Consider the following 21,870-nt stretch of genomic DNA (forward strand, 5'->3'; position numbering starts at 1 on the left):
CCTGTTTGTAGAGGGGCGTTGGCGACTAAGTGATGATCAATACAGTATAGGTCCTCTTAATTTAAGTTTCTCTTCTGTATGAACACTTTTCCCAGATATCGTTGCGCCAGGGATATCAATTTCATAAATCTGATTTAACATATTCGCTGTGAACTCGTCATATTCATGTGCAAGAAATTTAATGCATGTTTCAACATTTTCCTTCTGCTTATTTAGAACAGGTGCTTTCTTTATTTCCAAGGCGTTAGCATATAATTTTGGATGAAAAAATGCATAGTCAGCCAGAGGTCTAACTCTATCCCAAGGTTCGTGACCAAGATCAAATTTCGCGCCGTCCGGGCCAATCACCAAATACTCTAGATGAGCTTTTATTTTTTTGTTTTTAGTAATGCGACAAATACGGTCGATCCTCTCAATATCTTCAAAATTGAAAGATATTTCAGACGTCGTAAAATATTTGTTTTTTACAAACTTGTTGCCAGATTGCCATTCATACCAATAAAGATCGAAAGTGAAAAAGACGGCAAATAAGGCTATAAAAAAAGCAGTTAAAGCTCTAATTTTCCCATTAGGCCTTTTGAAGATTTTCGATAATGTAGCCTCTACTTCAGAGTCCTGAATATCTAAATCAATTTCTTTCCTGTAATATAGGTGTAGTATGTCTTCACAAAAATCTTCGGGGTCTCTTTGCCCGGGAATAAGCTGTCCCCATCCCTGTTCATAAACAAGGAATCTTCTGAATAATGGATTTCGCTTTGCAACCACCATGCAAATTACTGTTGCTATCATCAAGCCTGCTGGAATTGCCAAGACCCCTGCAAAAAGAAAATCTGTTCTCGCAAAAACATAGTCCGCATTTTCTGGAATGCGTTCTAATACTTTGTGACGGAGAAATTGGAATAAAACCCAATAGGCTCCAACTGAAATTCCTGCACTCGCAATGCACACGAACGTGTTATGCCCTATGATTTTATAATAATGCGGGTATTCAGTTTTTAGAACATCATGCCATATCTTTTGGGCAACTGTTTCTATTCTGGAATATTCTTCATCTGACAGATTTTTGCCATAACCAGGTGTTTTCAATTTATTATAACCAAGACGCACCCAACTAAGAACGATGTAGGTGATACCAACGAAAACAATAATTAACATTGGTTTTAAAAATATAATTAGCGATTCCATTTTATCCCCGTACAGAAATCTGAGTTTTTACCAACTATAGATTGTGGGTTTACTTGAGGTGAAAATTTATGGTTAATTTAAGTCTCAGATAAAATCCGCGTTATAGACCTCATTTCTCATGACACATCTACCCTGCCAAAAGACTCGGTTTTTTTGAAAAGGAAACCAAACATCTCAGCACTTTCCAATTAAATGGACGGCCCGCAGGGTCGATGCCTTGAGGCACCTTCTTAAGATAATAAACACAAGGCACTAACCCTGCGGCGGTGATTTTATCTGCGGCTTCTCAAGTGAAGCCAACAGAGGCCAGCTTTCCGCGCGCGTAAGTCGTGGCGCTCAACCTCACCGTCCCCCTACCAACAAACCTACGCGATTGCCTGTCCAAATAGGAGGAACCCATGCAGGATAACATAGGGTGATGAAGGAGAGGATTAAGTTTTTTGAAAGTGCAGCAGAGTTGGAAAAATAGACTAAATGACCAAGAATTGATGTGGTTAATATCTCAAAAGGAACGTGAGCGAACGTGTCGTGGCGACCAGTTGAACCCTCATACGCCTTAGGACGCTCAGTTTCGAAGAATGGAAAGGCTATTGATTAAGACTCTATTTTGTTAAGCGGGCTCCTTTAACCAAAGCAAGTAAACCAATCAGGTTGATCCCGATCGCCAGACCCCAACTCAACGCCGAAAAATAACCGGGTAGAGCGGAATTAGATATTAATGCTGAAACATGAGTATATATGCCCGAATAGGCTAACAAAGCGATGACGGGCAAAATTGCTATGGCATAAATACGGCGATAACCTATAAACCCTGCAAAAATAATCACAGCCGCAATCACCATAAATGCCAGTCCCAAAATCGGATCCGTCGGCGCGAGTGCTGTTCCACCGGATTTCATGAACTAGAGACTGACAAGATTATACAGAATACCCAGTGCCACCCATATAAACTGGAAAGTTGTGATTCGGTTCACTTCGTTATCCGCTTAATCAGGACAACTGTTTTCAACAGCTTCGCTGGCCATGACCGTTTTTGCAAAGGCCATGGCACCTTCGGTGGATTGCAAAAGTCCCTGATTATGATTGGCGCCGTCATAGGTATTGATCATCAATTTGGAGCCCGCCTCACAGGCGTCATTTAAAAACGCCTGCTGCATGGCTAGGGGCGTAATTTTGTCATTGGTGCCAGTGCCTGTGAAAACTGGAATCTTCAAAGCGAGTTTTGGAAACTGCATGCGCTTCATTGCCGCCATAAGCTTAAATGTAGTCGAGCCGGAAAATGTCCTATTGGACGACAATCCGGCTTCTGTGGTTTGGGCGATGAAATCAAAGACGCAAGCTTCGCCAATTTTGGAAACAACAGGCCAGGCCTCGCTGCGGATCACATCATCGAGTTTGAAACCCGGGTCGATCTGTTCGGTCAGAGCGAGCATATAAAGCGAAAGCACAAGACTAGCATCCACCGCGTCTGGATCGGAGTTCTTACGTAGAGCCATTACAACTTTGCGAGAAAAATAAGGAATACCTGTGACCATGATGCCGTCAAAATTCACCTCAGGCGCATAATCTGCCGCCATGCCAGCTGAGGCAATGGCGCCTGAGGCGCCTTGGGATTGACCAGCCATGACAGTTTTTTTGCTTAATGGAAAACCACTGGATTGAAGAGCTCGAATTAAATCCAGATTATTATGAGCCATGGTGCGTGAGTCCATATAAGGGTGCGTTCCCGGTGTTCCGAGTCCCTGATAATCCGAGGCCGCAATGGCGAATCCGGCCTGTAGCCAAGGATTAAGATAGGTGCGATCTCGTTCACTCCGTCCTGCAAAAGATGGCGCACAAACATCACCAATGCCGACAGTGCCATGAGACCAGACCAAAAGCGGCCAACCGCCTTCAGGCACTTCGCCTTCGGGCAGGTAAAGGGCTGCGGAAACCGCATTAATGTCCCGCCCATCTAGGCCTTCTGTTGACGTGTAAAGCAGGCGGATATTATGAGCCGCGCTCAACAGAGCTTGATCATCAGAAAGAGCTTCCTGTCGCAATAACACGCCGGGCACGTCCGGCAATTCTGTCGGCGGTACATAAAATTCCGACAGAACCACATCACCTCTTGTCGGGGCTGGTTCACTTGAACTGCAGGCCGTGAACATCAAAGTCGTTGAAAATAAAGTTGTCAGCAGAGCTATTCGTCTATTTGAAAAAATTTGCATTTAAAAATTCCCCTTTGCCGTTATATTTTGCCCAGTATTTTTTTCTGTTCAAAATCTGGCACTAAACAAGTTCCACATTACACCCAATAAGTCCACCATGATCCATCATTCCAAATTCGGAGAAGGAACATAACATTCTAAGATGGCGAACTTGTGTGTGAGTGCCTTATTCTGGGCGTTTCTAGACCCTAAGCTAACCTCCGCCATACTCTCATCCCGAAGCAGAGTCGCCACTTTTTAGAGTTCAAATCCTCTCAAGATATTTTGATTTTAATTCGCTGTTAAGCACCTCTACAAACGGGATTGTAATCGCTAGCATCCATTATGGCATTTATACTATTGTGGAGAGTATTTATGCGTGAACTCACGGATTACGAAATTGAGTTATTTGATCGAACAGGTCAGATCCCTGACACTAAAGTGCCTTTCGGACATAAAGAACGGCCACAGGTCAAATTTGAACAAAGATAAATACGCTCCCTATTCACTCTTGCCAAGCGGTGGTCACTTAGTCGGGTTTAACTGCTCCCTAAGCGCCAATAAATCTCGCCAAGCGTCCTTTTTCAGCACGGGCTGGCGTAATAAAAATGCTGGATGATATATGGGCAGGGCGGGTATCTCTACTCCAGCCGCCGTCACGCTTTGCCATTGGCCGCGTTGCTTCATGATACCTGTGAGGCCCGTCATGGCGGAGAGCGAAACTCCGCCCACTATTAGCAGAACTTTGGGCGCGGCGAGCTCAATGTGGCGATCCAAAAAGGGACGGCACATGTCGATTTCATCAGCGGTGGGATTGCGGTTTTTGGGCGGCCGCCAATTGACCACATTGGTGATGTAAAAGTCATCCTCTGTTAGGCCGATACTGGCGAGCATTTTATCAAGCAGCTGTCCCGAACGCCCGACAAAAGGCTTTCCGGTGATGTCTTCATCGCGGCCCGGCGCTTCGCCGATGACCATCAAATCAGCCTCGGGATTACCCCGCGCAAAGACACATTGACGCGCGGCGTCAGAAAGCGCTCCGGCATCAAATTTATCCATAGACGCTTTGAGCTCGGCCAAAGTTTTTGCTTTGGCGGCAATGGGCGCGGCATCCATGATGGGTTTTGAGCTTGGCGAGTTGGTTGGAGGCGCGGCTTTTTTTTGGGCGGATTGCGGCTGCGAAGCCGGCGGCGTAGCTTTGCGCCGAGGCGTAGAGAGTCTCACTTCTGGCACATCCACCCCCGCGGCGTCCCACCATTCCAGCACTGATTTTAGCGCTTTATCCATTTATGTTCGCCTCGTTCACCATTGTCTCTATATAGCGAATAATCTCTCCTGCGATATCTTTTCCCGTCGCTTTTTCTATGCCTTGCAATCCGGGCGAGGAATTGACTTCGAGCAAAAGCGGACCGCTATCGCTTCGCAATATATCCACGCCTGCAATAGACAGGCCGAGAACTTCGGCGGCGTCAATGGCCATACTGCTCTCGTCTTTGGAGAGGGCCGCAGGCATACCTTGACCGCCTTGATGAATATTCGCGCGAAATTCGCCCTGGGCCGCGACGCGCTGCATCGCGCCGACGACTTTGCCCCCCACAACAAAACAGCGCAAATCCGTGCCTCTGGCTTCTTTGATGAATTCCTGAATCAGGAAGGCTTTTTGTTTGCGGATATATTTTCCAATTTTCTTATGGGCCTTATCAACATCATTGATGAGGTAAACCGCATTGCCTTGCGTGCCTTTCAAGCGCTTTAAAATAAAGGGATAACCGCCAATAGATTTTATGGCTGTATCAATATTGCGGGCATCAGCTAAGGTCACGGTTTTTGGTACATTTATCTCGGCGCTTTTAAGAACTTGCCCCGCCAGGAATTTATTGCGTGAATGAATAAGGCCATAAGAGGATGTGGTGACCGGTATATCGGCCTCTTCGAGTGACATGATAAGGCTGTGTCCGTAATCTGTCAGGCCCACGCCGATGCGCGGAATAACAGCATCAGGTTCAGGCGACAGGCCGCTGGTAAAGGCCTCGCCATTCACATTCAGGATTTGTTCCAATGAGAGAAGTGGATAGACATTGTGTCCCGCTTTACGCCCGGCCTCCATCATGCGTTGATTAGAATAATTAGACGGGTCAGCCGTCAAAATGGCGATATTTAGCGAGGCTGTAATCGCCTAAGCCCTCGCAGCTGAGGCGCGCAGGATATTGGGCACGCTAGTTTCAATATACTCGATGATAGCGCCAGCAATGTCTTTATCAGTCGCGTCTTCAATGCCTTGAAGACCGGGGGAGGAATTGACTTCCAATATCTTTGGACCGGTATCACTGCGCAGAATATCCACGCCCGCCACATTTAATTTTAAAATACGCGCGGCTTTTATCGCTGTGCGGCGTTCTTCTTTTGTCAGGCGCACTTTTTTAACGGTGCCGCCTTGATGGACATTAGAGCGAAATTCTCCGGCTTGGGCGGTGCGCATCATCGCGCCGACGACTTTGCCGCCGACCACAAAACAGCGCAGATCAGATCCGCCGGCTTCTTTGACAAATTCTTGCACCAAGAAATGAGCATTCAGACCGCGAAAAGCATCGACCAACGCTGAAGCGGCTTTGCGTGTATCAGCCAAGACAACGCCTTTGCCTTGGGTTGACTCAAGCAGTTTAACCACAACGGGCGCGCCGCCGACCAGATCCAGAATACCTTTGGTGTCATGAGAGGATTTAGCAAAAGCCGTAGTTGGCATACCAAGACGATGTGCCGCCAAGACTTGATGGGCAAGCAGCTTATCGCGCGATTGTCCGATTGGGCCCGCTTTGTTGAGGCAATAAACGCCCATGGCTTCAAACTGGCGCACGACGGCCATGCCGTAAAAGGTCATGGAAGAGCCGACACGCGGAATAACAGCATCATAACGCGGCAGAGCTTTGCCGTCATAATGGACTTCGGGTTTATGCGCGTTAATCGACATATAGCAGCGTGAGGTATGGATACAGTCCACAACATGTCCGCGTGCCTCTGCCGCTTCGATCATGCGGCGATTGGAATAATTATTCGGCGCCTGAGTTAGAATGCCGATACGTAAGGGCCGTTTGGTTGTTGTCTTTTTTGTACGGCGCTTTTTATAGGCCGCGTAATCCAAAAGCGGCTGTTGAAATGACTCGCCGGGCACAACCGAGACGCCTTCTGTTAAGGCGGATCGGCCGAGCAACATGCGGTAGCCCATGGTCTCGCGATTGGTCAGCGATATTTCAATCGGCCAAGATCGCCCGCCGACATGAATGTCTGAGGCGATAACATAGCGAAGCTCCGCCGTGCCGTTGGAACTGGTGACATTGCGGCGGTCAATCACTTTGGCTGAGCAAATGACTTCAATGGACGGATCGGCAGGATCGGGATGCATGATAAAACGGACTTGTGGGTTTTTCTCGGTGCCGAAAGGTTCCACCGCGACGGCATGAAGTGCGGATGTGCGCGCCCCTGTATCCACTTTTGCTTTGATGGCGGGAAGGGCGAGGCCGGGTAGTCCGACCCATTCTTCCCAGCCTAATGACAGATTATCGCTCATAGACAGTATAACTTTCCCATATGCGGCAAAGCGAATGCTTGTTTCGCCGCGTGAAACTGTCTATTCCCTAGGGAAATTTAAATATGAATGCGAGTCCTACTGATGAGTGAAAACGGTATAACTGCCCCAGAACGCGAAAGCATGGAATATGACGTGGTCATCGTGGGGGCTGGGCCTGCGGGTCTGTCGGCGGCGATCCGCTTAAAACAGCTGGACGCAGAGTGTAATGTTGTGGTGCTTGAGAAAGGCTCCGAAGTCGGGGCGCATATTCTCTCTGGTGCTGTGCTTGACCCGTCCGGCCTCTCGCGCCTTATGCCTGATTGGAAAGAAAAAGGCGCGCCGATCAAAACCGAAGTGACCTCTGATAAGCTCTTATTATTGGGACCGAGCGGATCACTGCCTGTGCCAACATTCCTTATGCCCCCGCTTATGCATAATCACGGGAATTACATTGTTTCAATGGCGAATACATGCCGCTGGTTAGCGGAACAGGCAGAAGCCCTTGGCGTTGAAGTCTTCCCCGGCATGTCCTGTTCAGAACTTGTCTATAATGAGGATGGCTCCGTTAAAGGTGTCGTCGCGGGCGAATTTGGCATTTCTAAAGATGGCTCCAAAGGCGAGGGCTATGAGCCCGGCATGGAGCTTCACGGTAAATATGTCTTTTTGTCAGAAGGCGCACGCGGGTCGCTCTCGAAAATGGCAATTGCGAAATTTAATCTGGATGAAAATTCAGAGCCCCAAAAATTCGGCCTCGGTATGAAAGAGATTTGGGATGTAAAGCCTGAAAATCATGATGAAGGCGCTGTGGTTCATACGGCGGGCTGGCCTCTTGGCTGGAAAGCAGGCGGAGGATCATTTTTGTATCACGCTGAAAATAACCAAGTCTTTCTCGGCTATATTGTCGATTTGAATTATAAAAACCCGCATCTTTATCCTTACGCGGAAATGCAGCGCTGGAAGCATCACCCTGATATTGCCAAAGTCCTCGAGGGAGGAAAGCGCGTGGCTTATGGCGCGCGGGTCGTGACAAAGGGCGGTTACCAATCTATCCCCAAAGCCTGTTTTCCGGGCGGGGCTTTGCTCGGCTGTTCAGCAGGGCTTGTAAATCTGCCGCGCATTAAAGGTAATCATAACGCCATGCATTCTGGTATTGATGCCGCCGAAGCTGCCCATGCCGCGCTGAAGGGGGCGCGCAGCTCTGATGAATTGACTGCCTATGACACAGCTCTGCGCGAAGGCCCTGTAGGTCAGGATCTCTATCCTGTACGCAATGTGGCTCCTCTCAATGCCCGCTTTGGCCCGTTATTGGGCGGAATGGCGCTTGGCGGCACCGATATGTGGGCGGCCACACTTGCAAAGCTGAATATTGTCGGCGCAGTCATGAATATAGGCAAGATTTTCTCTAAAAAACGTACTGCGACTCTGGGCCATAAGAAAGATGATGCTCAGTCCACTGGCGAGGAGTCTAAATTTAAACCAATTGATTATCCCAAACCGGACGGCATTTTGTCTTTTGACCGCCTGACGAATGTGTCTTTCTCTGCGACTAATCACGGCGAAGAGCAGCCAAGCCATTTGAAGCTGATCGACACGTCTGTGCCAATACAGATCAACCTGCCGAAATATGACGAACCGGCTCAACGTTATTGCCCAGCGGGTGTTTATGAAGTTTTGCGCGATGATGATGGTTCAAACCCGCGCTTTCAGATTAACGCGCAAAATTGCGTCCACTGCAAAACTTGCGATATTAAAGATCCGAGTAAAAACATTGTATGGACTGTGCCTGAAGGCGGCGGTGGCCCTAACTATCCGAATATGTAATAGAGCTGAAAAGCCACGTCTTCGGACAGAAAGAGTGTGATGAAATTGCGTTTATTTGCGGCGGCATGTGCCGCTGTTATTCTCACGGCCTGTCAAACCGCCGGAATTGCGGGTTATGCCGGAGATGAACCTTCGCCGGAAGGTAAACTCTTTGGTGAATATTTGGCCGGAAGCTATGCGCATTACCTTGAGGATTCGACCGCGCGGTCCGATTACTATTCACGTGCCTTTGCGAGGGCTGAAACTGATATCAGTTTGGGTCGCCGCGCCATGTCATCAGCCGTTACAGCCGGAGATATGGATTTAGCCCGCACCCTGGCCATTGGGATAAACCAGAAAGATAATAGAGAGCCTATGGCGCTCATGCTCTTGGGCCAAAAGGCCTTTAAACAAGGGCGTCAAGATCAAGCCCGGGCCTTTTTTAATCCAGCAACAGCTGACTTGACCATGGGCATCGCGATGGGCCTGATGCAAGGCTGGAGCTATGCCGCTGATAATAATTTAGAAAAAGCTCGCGAGACGTTTCGCGCTGTTGGCGGCGGGGCTTATTTTCAAAATATAGCTGACCTGCAAATCGCAAAGGCCGAAGCGCTCTTAGGCGATCCCGAAGACGCGAAGAAAGCCTTCAGGACCGCCGAAGAAAATGGTCAATCAGCCATAGAAACGCGTTTGGCCAAAGCCAGATTTTTGCATTCCATTGGTGAAAATGATTTGGCCCTGAAAGAACTTGAGGCCTTTTCAAAACAAAATGATGTGTTTGAAACCGGGCCAATTGCCAAATATATTGCTGCTTTGAAAGCCGGTGAGGCGATTGATGGTCTGTTATCCCCGAGCCAAGAAGCCGCCCGCGCTTTGACAGAGCCTGCTTACGGCTTTTTTGTCGCTAATCGAGCCCGTGATGCCGGCGAAGTCTTTTTGCGTTTGGCGGTTGATTTGGATCCGCGTCATGACAAAGCCGTTTTATGGCTCGGCGATTTGCTAGATAATACAGAGCGTTCAGACGAAGCTATGCAGCTTTATAAAGGCATTCCTGATAGCTCTCATTATGTTGTCTCAGCCAAGTTAGCGGAAGCCAATGTTTATTTTTCCAGAGAAGAAGACGATAAAGCTTTGGCCGTACTTGAGGACGTGAATGCCAAACACACTTCATTTATCACCCGCGAAGCTTTGGGCCGTGCGCGCCTTATCCGTGAAAATTACGAAGAGGCGCTACCCATCTATATAGACTTGGTCAACAGCATGTCCGATGAGGATATAAAGGCCAATACACAGCCTCTTTATTTTCGCGGCATTTCTTATGAGCGCACAAAGCAATGGGATAAAGCTGAAGCTGATTTCAAACGCGTGCTTGCCATTGAGCCTGATAATGCGGATGCCCTAAATTATCTGGGGTATACATGGGTTGATCGCGGAGAAAATCTGACTGAAGCTTTTGACATGATCCGCAAGGCAATTGAGATTGAGCCCAATAGCGGCGCTATTGTCGATAGTTTGGGCTGGGCGCATTATAAACTCGGTCAATATAAAGAGGCCAAAGAAAAGCTCGAAGATGCTGTGGAATTATCGCCAAGCTCTGCCACTATCATTGATCATCTGGGCGATGTTTATTGGAAGCTTGGCCGTTTCCGCGAGGCGGGCTATCAATGGGAACGGGCCCTTGAATTTGACCCAACTGATAAAGAACGCGCTAACATTAAGCTTAAGCTTAAAGGGCAATTTGAAGCTGTTCAAAGATCGCTAGAGGCCGCGCCATAATATGCGGTTTCTAAAAGAACCTGCTAAAGCCAAGATAAACCTCACCCTTCATGTCGGGCGCATTATCAAAGATGTGTCTGACCCATTTTACGGTTATCACCCGTTGGACAGCCTTGTCGTCTTTGCAGATATTGCGGATGAAATTGTTATGTCTCCGGCAGAGGTCACGGCGCTGTCTATTGAAGGACCATTTGGTGCGAGCCTGACAGGCGAAAATGATAATTTGATTTTACGGGCTTTAAGGGCAGCTAGTGCCAAGCCACACCAAATTAAACTCACAAAAAACTTGCCTGTCTCAGCGGGGATTGGCGGGGGGAGTGCAAATGCGGCGGCAGTGCTACGGATGTGCGGCGTTGATGATTTACACACCGCTGTCTCGCTTGGCGCGGATGTACCTGTTTGTCTGCGGTCTGAAACAGCGCATATGACGGGCATAGGCAAGGATGTGACACTGATGCCAAATATGGGGCAGCTCCATGCTGTGCTTGTTAATCCGGGTGTTGCCGTCTCGACGGGCAAAATATTCAAAGCCTTTGACGCCGCGCCTGATATTCGCGAAACGCCCCGCCCAATGAAACAAAAAGGTGACTTGCTCGTCCGTGCGCTTGATGGCCGCAATGATCTAGAGCCGATAGCGATAGCGCAGGCGCCTATTATCGGAGATGTTCTGCGGATGATTGCCTCTCAAATTGGATGTCAACTCGCCCGTATGTCAGGTTCGGGCGCGACCTGTTTCGGAGTTTATGAAAACCGCACCGCTGCACGCAGAGCCAAAGCGGCTATAAAGGCGCAAGCGCCCGATTGGTGGTGCGAAGCTGTCATATTAGGCGATAAGTGATGCTAGCAAGCTTATGGCCATTACTGCATTTAGGCGCAATGGGGTTCGCAGTGTCGCTCGCCATAAGCGGCTTTATGATTGCCGCAGGCGTAGGAGATATTCCCAACACTCGATCCAATCACAAATCGGCCACGCCGACATCGGGCGGTTTAGGATTGGTTGCGGGACTCGGTATGATAGGTCTTGGCGCAGGGCTCTTTTATCCGCAATTAGGCCTTGGAACAGAATTTTCCTATTTATTGATATTGTCTTTTATCATCAGCGCCTTGGGATTATTTGACGATGTTGTTGAGGGGCGTACTCTTGTAAAATTTGCAGTTATCCTTGGCGTGGCCGTTCTGGCGGTGCGCATCATAGGCCCGCCCAAAGCCCTGCCAATGGGCGCATATGAGATCGCCTTGCCATATAGTCTCGGCCTTATAGGGGCGGTGCTCTGGATATTTGTTTGCGTCAACGGCGTGAATTTTATGGATGGGGCCAATGGATTCATGAGCAGTTTCATGCTAATAGCGAGCGCCGCTTTGGCAATGCTTGCGATGACTGTTGGGGCCATGACAGCAGCGGTATTGGCAGGAGCTTTGATGGTCGGTTTGCTGGGTTTTTTACCGTATAATTTCAGGCGTAATGCGGAGATTTTCTGCGGTGACGTTGGCTCGCTTTTGGCTGGATTTCTCTTTGCTGTAGCCTCCCTCATGCTCGTCAATGAAACGCCAAATGTGCCGATGCTTTATGTCGGGCCGATCTTATTGCTGCCCTTCCTCGCGGATATTTTTATGACGATGCTAAGCCGATTAAAACGCCGCGAAAACTTGCTCGCGGCGCATAGTACGCATCTTTATCAAAGACTTATTCGCAAAGGGTGGAGCCACGCTAAAGTGTCTTATATTTATACAGGCGCAGGGCTGCTATGCGCCAATATTGCGGTTTTTGCGGTGTTTAGCGGCATGATAGGGTCGTTTTGGTTGTTGTTATTGTTGGCGTTGGTGGCGGGGGCCGTCAAGGTGGGCGTGGAACGGAGGATTAAAGATTAAATGCGTGTCGGGCGGTTACCCTCCACCGCTAGCGGGTGGGCGATTTTACGACCCAAATTGTCACCGATATAGTTTATTTACTTGCGCGCATTTGTTCTTAATTAATCCGTTCAACTACGTAATCCGCTAGGTCTTCTAGCGTTTCGCGCCACGGGCTTGCGTCAAATACGCTTAAGGCCTCACGTGCCTCTCTTGCATATTGCCGCGCTAAATCCATAGTGCTATCGAGCGCGCCTGTTTTACGCAGCAGCGATATTGCCGTTTCAAAATCGACCTCAGTTTGCTCGCGCTCTACAATCACGCGGTGCCAGAAGGCGGCGTCTTTTTCATCGGCGGCTTCCACGGCGCGAATAACCGGCAGTGTCATTTTACCTTCGCGGAAGTCATCACCGACAGATTTACCTAGCGCGCTCTCAAACCCGCCATAATCTAGCGCGTCATCAACAAGCTGAAAGGCAAGGCCAAGTTTTAGGCCGTAATCGCGTAAAGCGCTTCGCTCAGCGGCGGGGCGATTGGCTATCACTGGCGAGACTTCGGTCGCCGCCGCAAAGAGGGCCGCCGTCTTGGCGGAAATCACCTGCATATAGGCTGTCTCGTCCATCTTTACGTCGCGAAGCGCGGCGAGTTGCTGCACTTCGCCTTCGGCAATGACGGAGGAGGCGTTGGAGAGAATGCCGAGCGCTTCCATAGACCCCGTTTCAACCATCAGGTTAAAAGCGCGGGCAAAGAGGAAATCGCCGACCAAGATAGAGGCGCTATTCCCCCAGATGAGATTGGCGGGTTTCTTGCCGCGGCGCAACTCACTCTCATCCACAACGTCATCATGGAGGAGGGTGGCAGAGTGAATAAATTCGACGGCAGCCGCGAGCTTGTGATGGGCATCGCCTTGATAACCGCACATGAGGGATGTGGCGACAGTCAGAAGCGGACGGAGCCGTTTGCCGCCTGCGCCGACCAGATGTTGCGCGAGGTTCGGAATAAGACCGACAGGGCTTTGCATTCGATCTAATATGAGCGCATCGACCGCCGCCATATCCTCAGCCGCTAAGGCCCAGAGCCGTTCAGCCGGACTGGCATGAGTGTCTTTTAAGATTTGCGCCGGAGCATTCACGCATTCACCATTTTCTATGGCCCCTTCAACGGTCACCATTTCTGTTGCCCCTCCAACCTAGTGCGGCTAAGCCCCACTCACAAGGGCTTTTGCTGTCGCAGGGCGCCATATGAGTATATCATGATTGCAGTTTTGAAAACCGTGAACCCCGCGACGCTAAATTTCGCGCAGGCTGTGTTAAAAGAGGCCGACATTCCCTTTTTCATAATGGATCAGAATGTCAGTATCATTGAAGGCTCTATTGGGATTATCCCGCGGCGCTTAATGGTGGTGGATGAAGATGCGGAGGACGCCAGAGAGGCGCTTCACGCCGCAGGTTTGGGTGAAGACATTTACCAACCTTAAGGCTTACTTCCAAGTTATTCCGACCCTGCCTTTGCGAAGACAAACGCTAGGACGAGATGACGTCATTTTTTACATACAACAATCCCTTGAATTAGCCCCCGTAATGCGTAATTTGCGGCCAAATTAGCAGGCACAGCTTTCATGGCACAAACATCTCCAAAACCGCTCTCATTTCAGGGCCTCATCCTCACCCTACAAAATTACTGGGCGGCGCAAGGCTGCGTGATTTTGCAGCCCTTTGATACAGAGGTCGGGGCCGGGACGCTCCACCCCGCGACGGTATTACGCTCGCTTGGGCCAAAGCCGTGGAATGTCGCCTATGTGCAGCCCTCGCGCCGTCCGGCCGATGGCCGCTATGGTGAGAACCCGAACCGCCTTCAGCATTATTATCAATTCCAAGTCATTATGAAGCCCAACCCGCCTAATTATCAGGAGCTTTATCTCGGCTCCCTTGAGGCGATTGGCATTGATATGGATTTGCACGATATTCGCTTTGTCGAAGATGACTGGGAAAACCCAACTGTAGGAGCTTGGGGTCTGGGCTGGGAAGTCTGGTGCGACGGTATGGAGGTCAGCCAATATACTTATTTCCAGCAAGTTGGCGGTATGGATTTGGATATGGTCTCGGGTGAGCTCACTTATGGGCTCGAGCGTCTCGCCATGTATGTGCAAAATGTCGATAATGTCTATGACCTCGTCTTTACCGAAGCCAATGAAGCCAACGGGACGCCCGAAGTGCTTTACGGCGATGTGTTCCATCAAAACGAAGTGCAGCAATCGACTTATAACTTTGAGCATGCCGATACAGATAAAATCCTCGAGAAATTCAAATTCGCCGAGGCGGAATGTATGCATCTCTTGGGTCTTGAGAAGCCTTTGCCATTGCCCGCCTATGAACATGCATTGAAGGCCTCGCATTTATTTAACCTGCTCGACGCGCGCGGCGTGGTCTCTCCGACGCAACGGCAAGAATATATTAAACGTGTGCGTGATTTGGCGAAAGGCTGTGCAGAGGCGCATGTGGCGAATGAAAAGACCATAAAAGAAAAGGCGTGGAGCTAATCATGGCTGAATTCCTTTTTGAAATTTTCTGCGAAGAAATTCCGGCGCGTATGCAGGTTCGGGCAGGGGCGGATTTAAGCAAAGCGCTAACCGATGGCCTTAAGAAAGCTGGCCTGACCGTGGAGAATGAGCATTGCTACACGGGGCCGCGGCGTTTGGTCTTTACGGCGGATATTCCGCTCCGCTCGCCTGACATTTCCGAAGAGCGTAAGGGCCCGCGTGTGGGGTCTCCTGAGCAGGCGCTTGCAGGTTTTATGCGCGGGGCGGGGCTGTCTGATATTTCCGAAGCGCAAATCCGCACTGACCCGAAAAAGGGTGAGTATTATGTCGCCGTGATTGAGAAATCCGGCGAGGATAGCGCGGCGATTATTGCGGGGCTTATCCCCGATATCATGAATAATTTCCCGTGGCCGAAATCGATGAAATCGGGCCGGTCTAATTTCCGTTGGGTGCGTCCGCTGCAAAGCATGATTTGCTTGCTGGGTGGTAAGACAATCGAATTTGAGGTCGGCGGAATTACGTCAGGCAACACCACCGAAGGTCACCGCCGTCACGGCAAGGGGCCTTTCAGCATTGAGCATTTTGACGATTACAAAAAGACACTCGAAGGCAAGGGGAAAGTCATCCTCTCGGCTGAAACGCGTAAGGAATTGATTATCGAACAAGCCCGTCAAGCTTGCTCCGCCAAGGGATTGGAATTGGTCGAAGATGAAGGCCTGCTTAATGAAGTGGCGGGACTGGCGGAATGGCCTGTGGTTATACTCGGCGATATGGATCCGAGTTTCCTCGAATTGCCGGGGGAAGTCATTCGCCTCTCTATGCGCACCCACCAAAAATACTTCGCGGTAAGAGACCCCAAAACGGGAGAGCTTGCACCGAATTTTGTGGTGGTGGCAAACCAAGACGCGCCTGATGGCGGCGTTGAAATTGCCAAGGGGAACAGCAAGGTTCTCTCCGCCCGCCTCGCCGATGCGCAATTCTTCCAGAGCGAAGATGCCAAGAAAAAGCTGATTGAGTATTATGATAAGCTGGACACGGTGGTGTTCCATAAGAAGCTTGGCTCTATCCGTGATAAGGCTGAACGCGTGGCTGCGCTTGCGCGGGAACTTGCGCCGAAAGTGGGCGCGGATGCGGATGCTGCAGAACAAGCCGCCAAGCTCGCGAAGTGTGATTTGGTGACGCAGACGGTGGTTGAATTCACATCCCTCCAAGGACAGATTGGCGCGCAAATGTATCGCCGTGAAAGTGGCGACGCCGATATCGCAACCGCCATAGAACAGCATTACAAACCCCAAGGGCCAAGCGATGCCGTGCCGACGAACCCTGTCACCGTGGCTGTGGCGCTCGCCGATAAGCTCGACACGCTGGTTGGGTTCTGGGCGATTGATGAAAAGCCCACAGGCTCAAAAGACCCCTTTGCCCTAAGACGCGCGGCGCTCGGTGTGGTGCGGATTATTTTGGAGAATGAGAAGCCGATTGATTTACATGAAATTTTAGGCGGTCATTTTATGTACCCTATGAAAATATCTTCTGGATCACTCGCTGATGGTGGTGGTTATGGTTTTGGAGGGCAGATAGATTTCTTAATCGAGCTCGGTTTGATAATGAGTGGCGGTGGGTATGGTGGGCCAGAGAACGAGAAGGAAGGTTTTTTCAAATCAGCCATTGTCCCTGAATATGTCGATAGTCTCCTCACCTTCATCCTCGACCGTCTCAAAGTTTATCTTCGCGACAAGGGTGTTCGTCATGACATCATAGAATCTGTTCTTGGTAGTGGCGAAGACGACCTCGTCGCTATCGTCAATCGCGTCACCGCCCTGCAATCCTTCCTCGGCACATCCGAGGGTGAGAACCTGCTAGCGGGATATAAACGCGCGGCGAATATCTTGAAGGCTGAAGCGAAGAAGGGTGACTTGCCATCTGGAGATATCGACACATTGTCGCAGACAGAGGCGCTCGCTTTACAACAATCGCTTTCGAAAGCGAAACCCGCCATTGAGACCGCTCTGGCCGAAGAGTCTTATTCTACTGCCATGACAGCGTTGTCGGAATTGCGCGGCCCCATTGATGCCTTTTTCGACAATGTGATGGTTGTTGCCGAGGATAAGATTGAACGTGAAAACAACCTTAGACTTTTAGGGCTAATACGTGATACCGCGCGTCAAATCGCCGATTTTGACCGCATAAACGGTTAATATCTCTATGTTACAGGCTCCCGAAAAATAGGGGCAGATTATATGGAATGGTCCTATGACAAAATGGGTTTATAATTTCGGTGGCGGCTCTGCAGAGGGCGACACCTCCATGAAAAACCTGCTCGGCGGAAAAGGTGCGAACCTTGCTGAAATGGCCTCGCTCGGATTGCCTGTGCCGCCCGGTTTTACCATGACTGCCGAAGTCTGCACGTCTTATTACGATAATGGCGAAAAATACCCAGACGATCTGGACCCGCAGACTGAGGCGGGCCTTGCCCATATTGAAAAACTGACCGGGAAAAAATTTGGCGATGCGGCAAACCCGCTGCTAGTCTCTGTGCGCTCCGGCGCGCGGGCCTCTATGCCGGGCATGATGGACACCGTCCTTAATTTGGGTCTGAACGATACCACCGTCGAAGGTCTGGCCGCGCTCTCCGGTGACCGCCGTTTTGCGCTCGATAGCTATCGCCGTTTCATCACCATGTATTCTGACGTGGTATTGGGCGTGCATCACCATACATTTGAAGACATCTTAGAGCGTCATAAAGATGATGAAGGCTATGTGCTGGATACGGAAATGACGGCAGGCGATTGGGAAGCCGTGATTGGCCGTTTCAAAGACGCCGTGAAACGTGAGCTCGGACGCGACTTCCCGCAAGACCCGCGCGAGCAATTGCAAGGCGCGATTGATGCCGTCTTTGGTAGTTGGATGAATGAGCGGGCCATCGTCTATCGCCGCCTTAATGACATCCCCGCCGCCTGGGGCACCGCCGTCAATGTCCAAGCTATGGTCTTTGGCAATATGGGCGAAACCTCCGCGACGGGCGTGGCCTTTACCCGCGACCCGTCCACGGGCGAGAACACCTATTACGGAGAGTTCCTGATAAACGCGCAGGGCGAAGATGTGGTGGCGGGTATCCGCACGCCGCAAACACTGACAAAAAAAGCCCGCGAAGAGATGGGCGAAGAGGCGCCGTCCATGGAAGAGGCTATGCCCGATGTTTACGGGCAGCTCGCGGCGACCTTCGTTAAACTCGAAGACCATTACCGCGACATGCAGGACATCGAATTTACCGTTGAGCAGGGTAAGCTGTGGATGCTGCAAACGCGGACGGGGAAACGCACGGCGCGGGCGGCGCTGAAAATTGCGGTGGATATGGCCGAGGCGGGACAGATTACCCATGACGAAGCCTTGATGCGGATTGAGCCTTTATCGCTCGACCAACTTCTCCACCCAACGCTGAACCCCGATGCCCCGCGGGACGTGATTGCGATGGGATTGCCGGCCTCTCCGGGCGCGGCGATTGGCGAGGTAGTGTTCAGTTCTGACGAAGCTGAGGAGTTGAGAAAAGCGGGGCACAAAGTCATTCTCGTGCGCACGGAAACAAGCCCTGAAGATATTCACGGCATGCACGCCGCCGAAGCCATTGTCACGGCGCGGGGCGGCATGACCTCTCACGCCGCCGTAGTTGCGCGCGGCATGGGGAAACCTTGTGTCTCTGGCGCAGGGAATATCCGTATTGATATGGACGCGCAGGAGTTTTCCGTCGCGGGCCGCATTATCAAAAAAGGCGAGATCGTCACGGTGGACGGCGCAAGCGGACAGGTCTTCATGGGCGCGGTGGATATGGTGCAGCCGGAACTCTCCGGTGATTTTGCCAAGGTCATGGACTGGGCGGATGAGGCCCGCACGCTGGGTATTCGTACCAATGCGGAAACACCGCTCGACGTGCAAACCGCTAAAGATTTTGGCGCAGAAGGTATTGGCCTTTGCCGCACGGAACATATGTTTTTCGAGGCGGATCGTCTAGCCCATTTCCGCGAAATGATTTTGGCGACGGATAAAAAGGGCCGCGAAGATGCGCTCGCGAAAATCCTCCCCGTACAGCGCGAAGATTTCGCTGCAATTTTCCGCATCATGAAAGACCGTCCCTGCACGATACGCCTGCTGGATCCGCCGCTGCATGAGTTTCTGCCGCATACGGAAGCTGACATTCAATCGGTCGCTGAGACTTTAAATTTGCCAGCAAAAGAACTCATGGCACGTGCAAGAGAACTTGCTGAATCTAACCCTATGTTGGGTCACCGTGGTTGCCGTTTGGGAATCTCCTATCCCGAAATTTACGAAATGCAGGCCCGCGCGATTTTTGAGGCCGAAATCATGGTCGAGAAAGAAACAGGCCGTAAGCCCACAGCGGAAATAATGATACCGCTCGTGTCATCCGCCAAGGAACTCGAAATCCTGCGTGAAGCGATTATCCGTGTGGCCGATGAGGTTGGCGGAGTGCATTACACCATCGGAACGATGATTGAACTCCCCCGCGCTGCGCTGCGGGCAGGGGACATTGCCGAGCACGCCAAATTCTTTAGTTTCGGCACCAATGATTTGACGCAGACAACCTTTGGCCTCTCGCGTGATGATGCCGGGCGCTTCTTGCCAGACTATGTTGCCGCAGGCATTATGGAAAAAGACCCCTTTGTGACGCTTGACCAAGACGGCGTGGGTGACCTCATCAAAATCGCGGCTGAGAGGGGCCGTGCCACGCGCCCTGATATTAAGCTTGGAATATGCGGCGAACATGGCGGCGATCCGGCCTCTATCACCTTTTGCCATAATGCAGGGCTAGATTATGTCTCTTGCTCACCCTACCGCGTCCCAATCGCGCGCTTATCCGCCGCCCAAGCAGCGATTGCGACCAAGATGGCGTAGAACGCTTAGGACTAGCTCTGTTTTTTCAGGATTAATTATATGAGCTACTTTTGCAGATTGATGAATCTGGTATTCGCAGCCTTTATAACGTTTTCCTTTTCTTCTTGCTCCGTAACCGAGGTGGCCTCTGAATCGTCCGCCGCCCTATCAGATGTGCAAGATGGAGCTTTTAAGAGGGTCAAGGTAGCTTTGTGTGACAAACAAATCGCCCTTCTGGGCGAGGGTCCTAATCACGGTGAAGGGACGACGGTAGCCTTTAAAGCTAAACTAGCCCAAGCCCTCATCGAGGATTGTGGCTTTTCTCTTCTGCTTTTTGAAAGTAGTCTTTACGAGGCTGTAAAGGTAAATCGAGATATTTCAGAAGGCCGCATGGTTGACCGCCAAGATGTAGAAGCGGTTATTAGCTTTCTATGGCGCGATGAAGTTGAGATGGGGCCTTTAATTAACTTCCTTCACAAAGCTGTAAATAGTGGGTCGCTCACAATTGGTGGTATTGATGACCAGATTGGGAGTAGAGGGCAAGACTATGCCAATTTCGTCATGCCAATCGACATTACTAAAGGCATGGTTGAAACTAAAGGCATGGTTAAAGTACGGAAAGATGAGTGTCGCGCGGCTCTCAGCCAAAGGATTTTCTACTCTTTTGCTGAAGATGACCCCTATAACGTCTCTAAAAAGCAATTCATCCTCTCCTGTTTAAAAAATATAGTGGAGGGCAAGTCAGATGCGGAGCCATATGACCCGCATGCCGCGATGACTGAAAGCCTTTACCGTATGGTTCATCGGGATTTGATCAATAACAGGAGTCGAATTATTGGCCGCGAAAGGTCGATGTATAAGAATTTTGAGTATTGGTTTAATCGTCGTGGTGACACTCCCAAAACCATTATATGGGGCGCTACTGTTCATACTGCTAAAAGCGGGTCAGTGCTTGATCTCTCTAATAATGACCCACACTTTGGCGCCCTGATCAACTCTCAATTTGAGGAAGACGCATATGTCGTGGGATTTTCGTCTTTGACAGGCAGTCATTCTTTGATGGGGCGCGGCATATCGGATTTACCCGCCGCACCTGAAAGTTCCATAGAAGCCGTAACCTTTGAGATCACGCACGGCGATGTAGCATTTCTTTCCGCCGCAGAGCTCATGCGCTTTGGCGAGGCTCCTGCGGCGGCTATGACTAATTCATACCAAGTAAGGGATTGGAGCTCATTGCTTGATGGTATGGTTATCTTTCGTGAACAAAAACCACCAATTAAGAGTAATGAAGAATTGCAGTAGAATGCAGTCGCGACTTCTTCTATAATCTCTTCGATCGCGAAATTGGCTGCGGCTCAAGCAGCGATTGCAAATAAGAGAGTATAATTCATGGCAGAACAAGTTGACGTTTATTGGTCTTTTCGCAGCCCCTATTCTTATTTGGTTACGCCTGACCTTTTAAAGCTGAAAGAAGATTTCGACGTTGATGTAAATCTGCGCGTCGTCTTGCCAATTGCCGTTCGGTCAAAAGCCGCGCTTTTCGACCCGTCTAATATGAAGCCCGTCATGTATATCCTGATGGATAGTCTGCGCCGCGCGGAATTTTTGGGGATGCCTTTAGCCTTTCCAAGACCTGACCCTGTCGCGCAAAACCAACAGACATTTGAGGTTTCCGAAGACCAGCCTTATATTTTCTGGATAAGTAAATTGGGCGTAGAAGCCCAGCGCCAAGGTAAAGGCATAGAATTTGCGGTGAATGTTTCGCGCCATATATGGGGCGGGACAGAAAATTGGCATGTAGGTGATTACCTTGCCAAGGCCGCCGCCGAGGCTGGATTAGATTTTACGCAGATGGAAAAAGCTATAGAGGGCGATACCCATTTGAACGAAATCGAAGATAATCAAAAAGCTCTGGACGCGGCAGGACATTGGGGTGTCCCGACTATGGTTGTCAAAGGAGAGCCATTTTTTGGTCAAGACCGTATCGACACGCTCCGTTGGAGACTCGAAAAATTGGGTTTGGCTAAGGCTTAGCTTGGTTTTATATGGGCCGCCGATGCGGTGTTGAGCCTAGGCTATGAAAG

General features: G+C 50.2%; 17 protein-coding genes. 10 read left to right on the plus strand and 7 right to left on the minus strand.

The features are described from left to right. Window positions 1–36: 36 nt before the first annotated feature. From F569_RS0106555 to rimK, 6 genes are all read right to left on the minus strand, one after another. Window positions 37–1,185 carry a hypothetical protein gene (locus F569_RS0106555; protein WP_026941546.1) on the minus strand — a complete coding sequence of 383 codons (1,149 nt, stop codon included), beginning with the start codon at window positions 1,183–1,185 and terminating at the stop codon, window positions 37–39. 602 nt (window positions 1,186–1,787) lie between these two features. After that, window positions 1,788–2,084: a hypothetical protein gene (locus F569_RS0106560; RefSeq protein WP_026941547.1), complete on the minus strand. Its 297-nt coding sequence runs from the start codon at window positions 2,082–2,084 to the stop codon at window positions 1,788–1,790. An 87-nt stretch (window positions 2,085–2,171) separates the two neighbouring features. Beyond that, the gene (locus F569_RS16890) at window positions 2,172–3,395 is read right to left on the minus strand and encodes a lipase family protein (RefSeq protein WP_051279491.1); all 1,224 of its coding nucleotides are present in this window, start codon (window positions 3,393–3,395) and stop codon (window positions 2,172–2,174) included. 504 nt (window positions 3,396–3,899) lie between these two features. Continuing rightward, a complete protein-coding gene (locus tag F569_RS0106570) occupies window positions 3,900–4,661 on the minus strand; it encodes a uracil-DNA glycosylase (protein ID WP_026941548.1) in 762 nt (253 codons plus the stop codon). Further along, window positions 4,654–5,547 (minus strand): ATP-grasp domain-containing protein, encoded by an 894-nt coding sequence (locus F569_RS0106575; RefSeq protein ID WP_026941549.1) that lies wholly within the window; start codon window positions 5,545–5,547, stop codon window positions 4,654–4,656. Before F569_RS0106575 ends, F569_RS0106570 begins: the two co-directional genes overlap by 8 nt. Before the next feature lie 3 nt (window positions 5,548–5,550). Beyond that, window positions 5,551–6,939, minus strand: a complete 1,389-nt coding sequence (rimK, locus tag F569_RS0106580; RefSeq protein ID WP_026941550.1) for a 30S ribosomal protein S6--L-glutamate ligase — start codon at window positions 6,937–6,939, stop codon at window positions 5,551–5,553. Between the two features lie 117 nt (window positions 6,940–7,056). On the opposite strand from rimK, the gene F569_RS0106585 reads away from it, so the two are divergent. From F569_RS0106585 to F569_RS0106600, 4 genes are read left to right on the plus strand one after another with little or no spacing between them, the layout of a single operon-like run. Next, a complete protein-coding gene (locus F569_RS0106585; RefSeq protein ID WP_026941551.1) occupies window positions 7,057–8,760 on the plus strand; it encodes an electron transfer flavoprotein-ubiquinone oxidoreductase in 1,704 nt (567 codons plus the stop codon). 39 nt (window positions 8,761–8,799) lie between these two features. Further along, window positions 8,800–10,515: a tetratricopeptide repeat protein gene (locus F569_RS0106590; protein WP_026941552.1), complete on the plus strand. Its 1,716-nt coding sequence runs from the start codon at window positions 8,800–8,802 to the stop codon at window positions 10,513–10,515. Between the two features lies 1 nt (window position 10,516). Then, window positions 10,517–11,353, plus strand: coding sequence for a 4-(cytidine 5'-diphospho)-2-C-methyl-D-erythritol kinase (locus F569_RS0106595; protein WP_026941553.1), 837 nt, complete (start codon window positions 10,517–10,519; stop codon window positions 11,351–11,353). Further along, a complete protein-coding gene (locus F569_RS0106600) occupies window positions 11,353–12,384 on the plus strand; it encodes an MraY family glycosyltransferase (RefSeq protein ID WP_026941554.1) in 1,032 nt (343 codons plus the stop codon). The genes F569_RS0106595 and F569_RS0106600 overlap by 1 nt, the downstream gene beginning before the upstream one ends. A gap of 97 nt (window positions 12,385–12,481) precedes the next feature. Here the strand turns inward: F569_RS0106600 and F569_RS0106605 are convergent, their stop codons facing one another. Further along, on the minus strand, window positions 12,482–13,534 hold the full coding sequence (locus tag F569_RS0106605; protein ID WP_084168873.1) for a polyprenyl synthetase family protein: 1,053 nt from the start codon (window positions 13,532–13,534) through the stop codon (window positions 12,482–12,484). A gap of 81 nt (window positions 13,535–13,615) precedes the next feature. Here F569_RS0106605 and F569_RS0106610 point away from each other — a divergent pair, with 81 nt between their 5' ends. The 6 genes from F569_RS0106610 (at window position 13,616) to F569_RS0106635 (ending at window position 21,820) form a co-directional block, all read left to right on the plus strand. Continuing rightward, window positions 13,616–13,840 (plus strand): putative signal transducing protein, encoded by a 225-nt coding sequence (locus F569_RS0106610; RefSeq protein WP_034387963.1) that lies wholly within the window; start codon window positions 13,616–13,618, stop codon window positions 13,838–13,840. Between the two features lie 141 nt (window positions 13,841–13,981). Beyond that, window positions 13,982–14,902, plus strand: coding sequence for a glycine--tRNA ligase subunit alpha (locus tag F569_RS0106615; RefSeq protein WP_026941557.1), 921 nt, complete (start codon window positions 13,982–13,984; stop codon window positions 14,900–14,902). A 2-nt stretch (window positions 14,903–14,904) separates the two neighbouring features. Further along, window positions 14,905–17,097 (plus strand): glycine--tRNA ligase subunit beta, encoded by a 2,193-nt coding sequence (gene glyS / locus F569_RS0106620; protein ID WP_026941558.1) that lies wholly within the window; start codon window positions 14,905–14,907, stop codon window positions 17,095–17,097. Window positions 17,098–17,152: 55 nt separating this feature from the next. Beyond that, window positions 17,153–19,807: a pyruvate, phosphate dikinase gene (gene ppdK, locus F569_RS0106625; protein WP_026941559.1), complete on the plus strand. Its 2,655-nt coding sequence runs from the start codon at window positions 17,153–17,155 to the stop codon at window positions 19,805–19,807. A 39-nt stretch (window positions 19,808–19,846) separates the two neighbouring features. Beyond that, window positions 19,847–21,088 (plus strand): erythromycin esterase family protein, encoded by a 1,242-nt coding sequence (locus tag F569_RS0106630; RefSeq protein ID WP_084168875.1) that lies wholly within the window; start codon window positions 19,847–19,849, stop codon window positions 21,086–21,088. Window positions 21,089–21,175: 87 nt separating this feature from the next. Further along, complete coding sequence (locus F569_RS0106635; RefSeq protein ID WP_026941561.1) at window positions 21,176–21,820, plus strand: 2-hydroxychromene-2-carboxylate isomerase; 645 nt, start codon at window positions 21,176–21,178, stop codon at window positions 21,818–21,820. Window positions 21,821–21,870: the final 50 nt, after the last annotated feature.

It is taken from the genome of Hellea balneolensis DSM 19091 (genome assembly GCF_000428525.1).
GTDB lineage: Bacteria > Pseudomonadota > Alphaproteobacteria > Caulobacterales > Maricaulaceae > Hellea > Hellea balneolensis.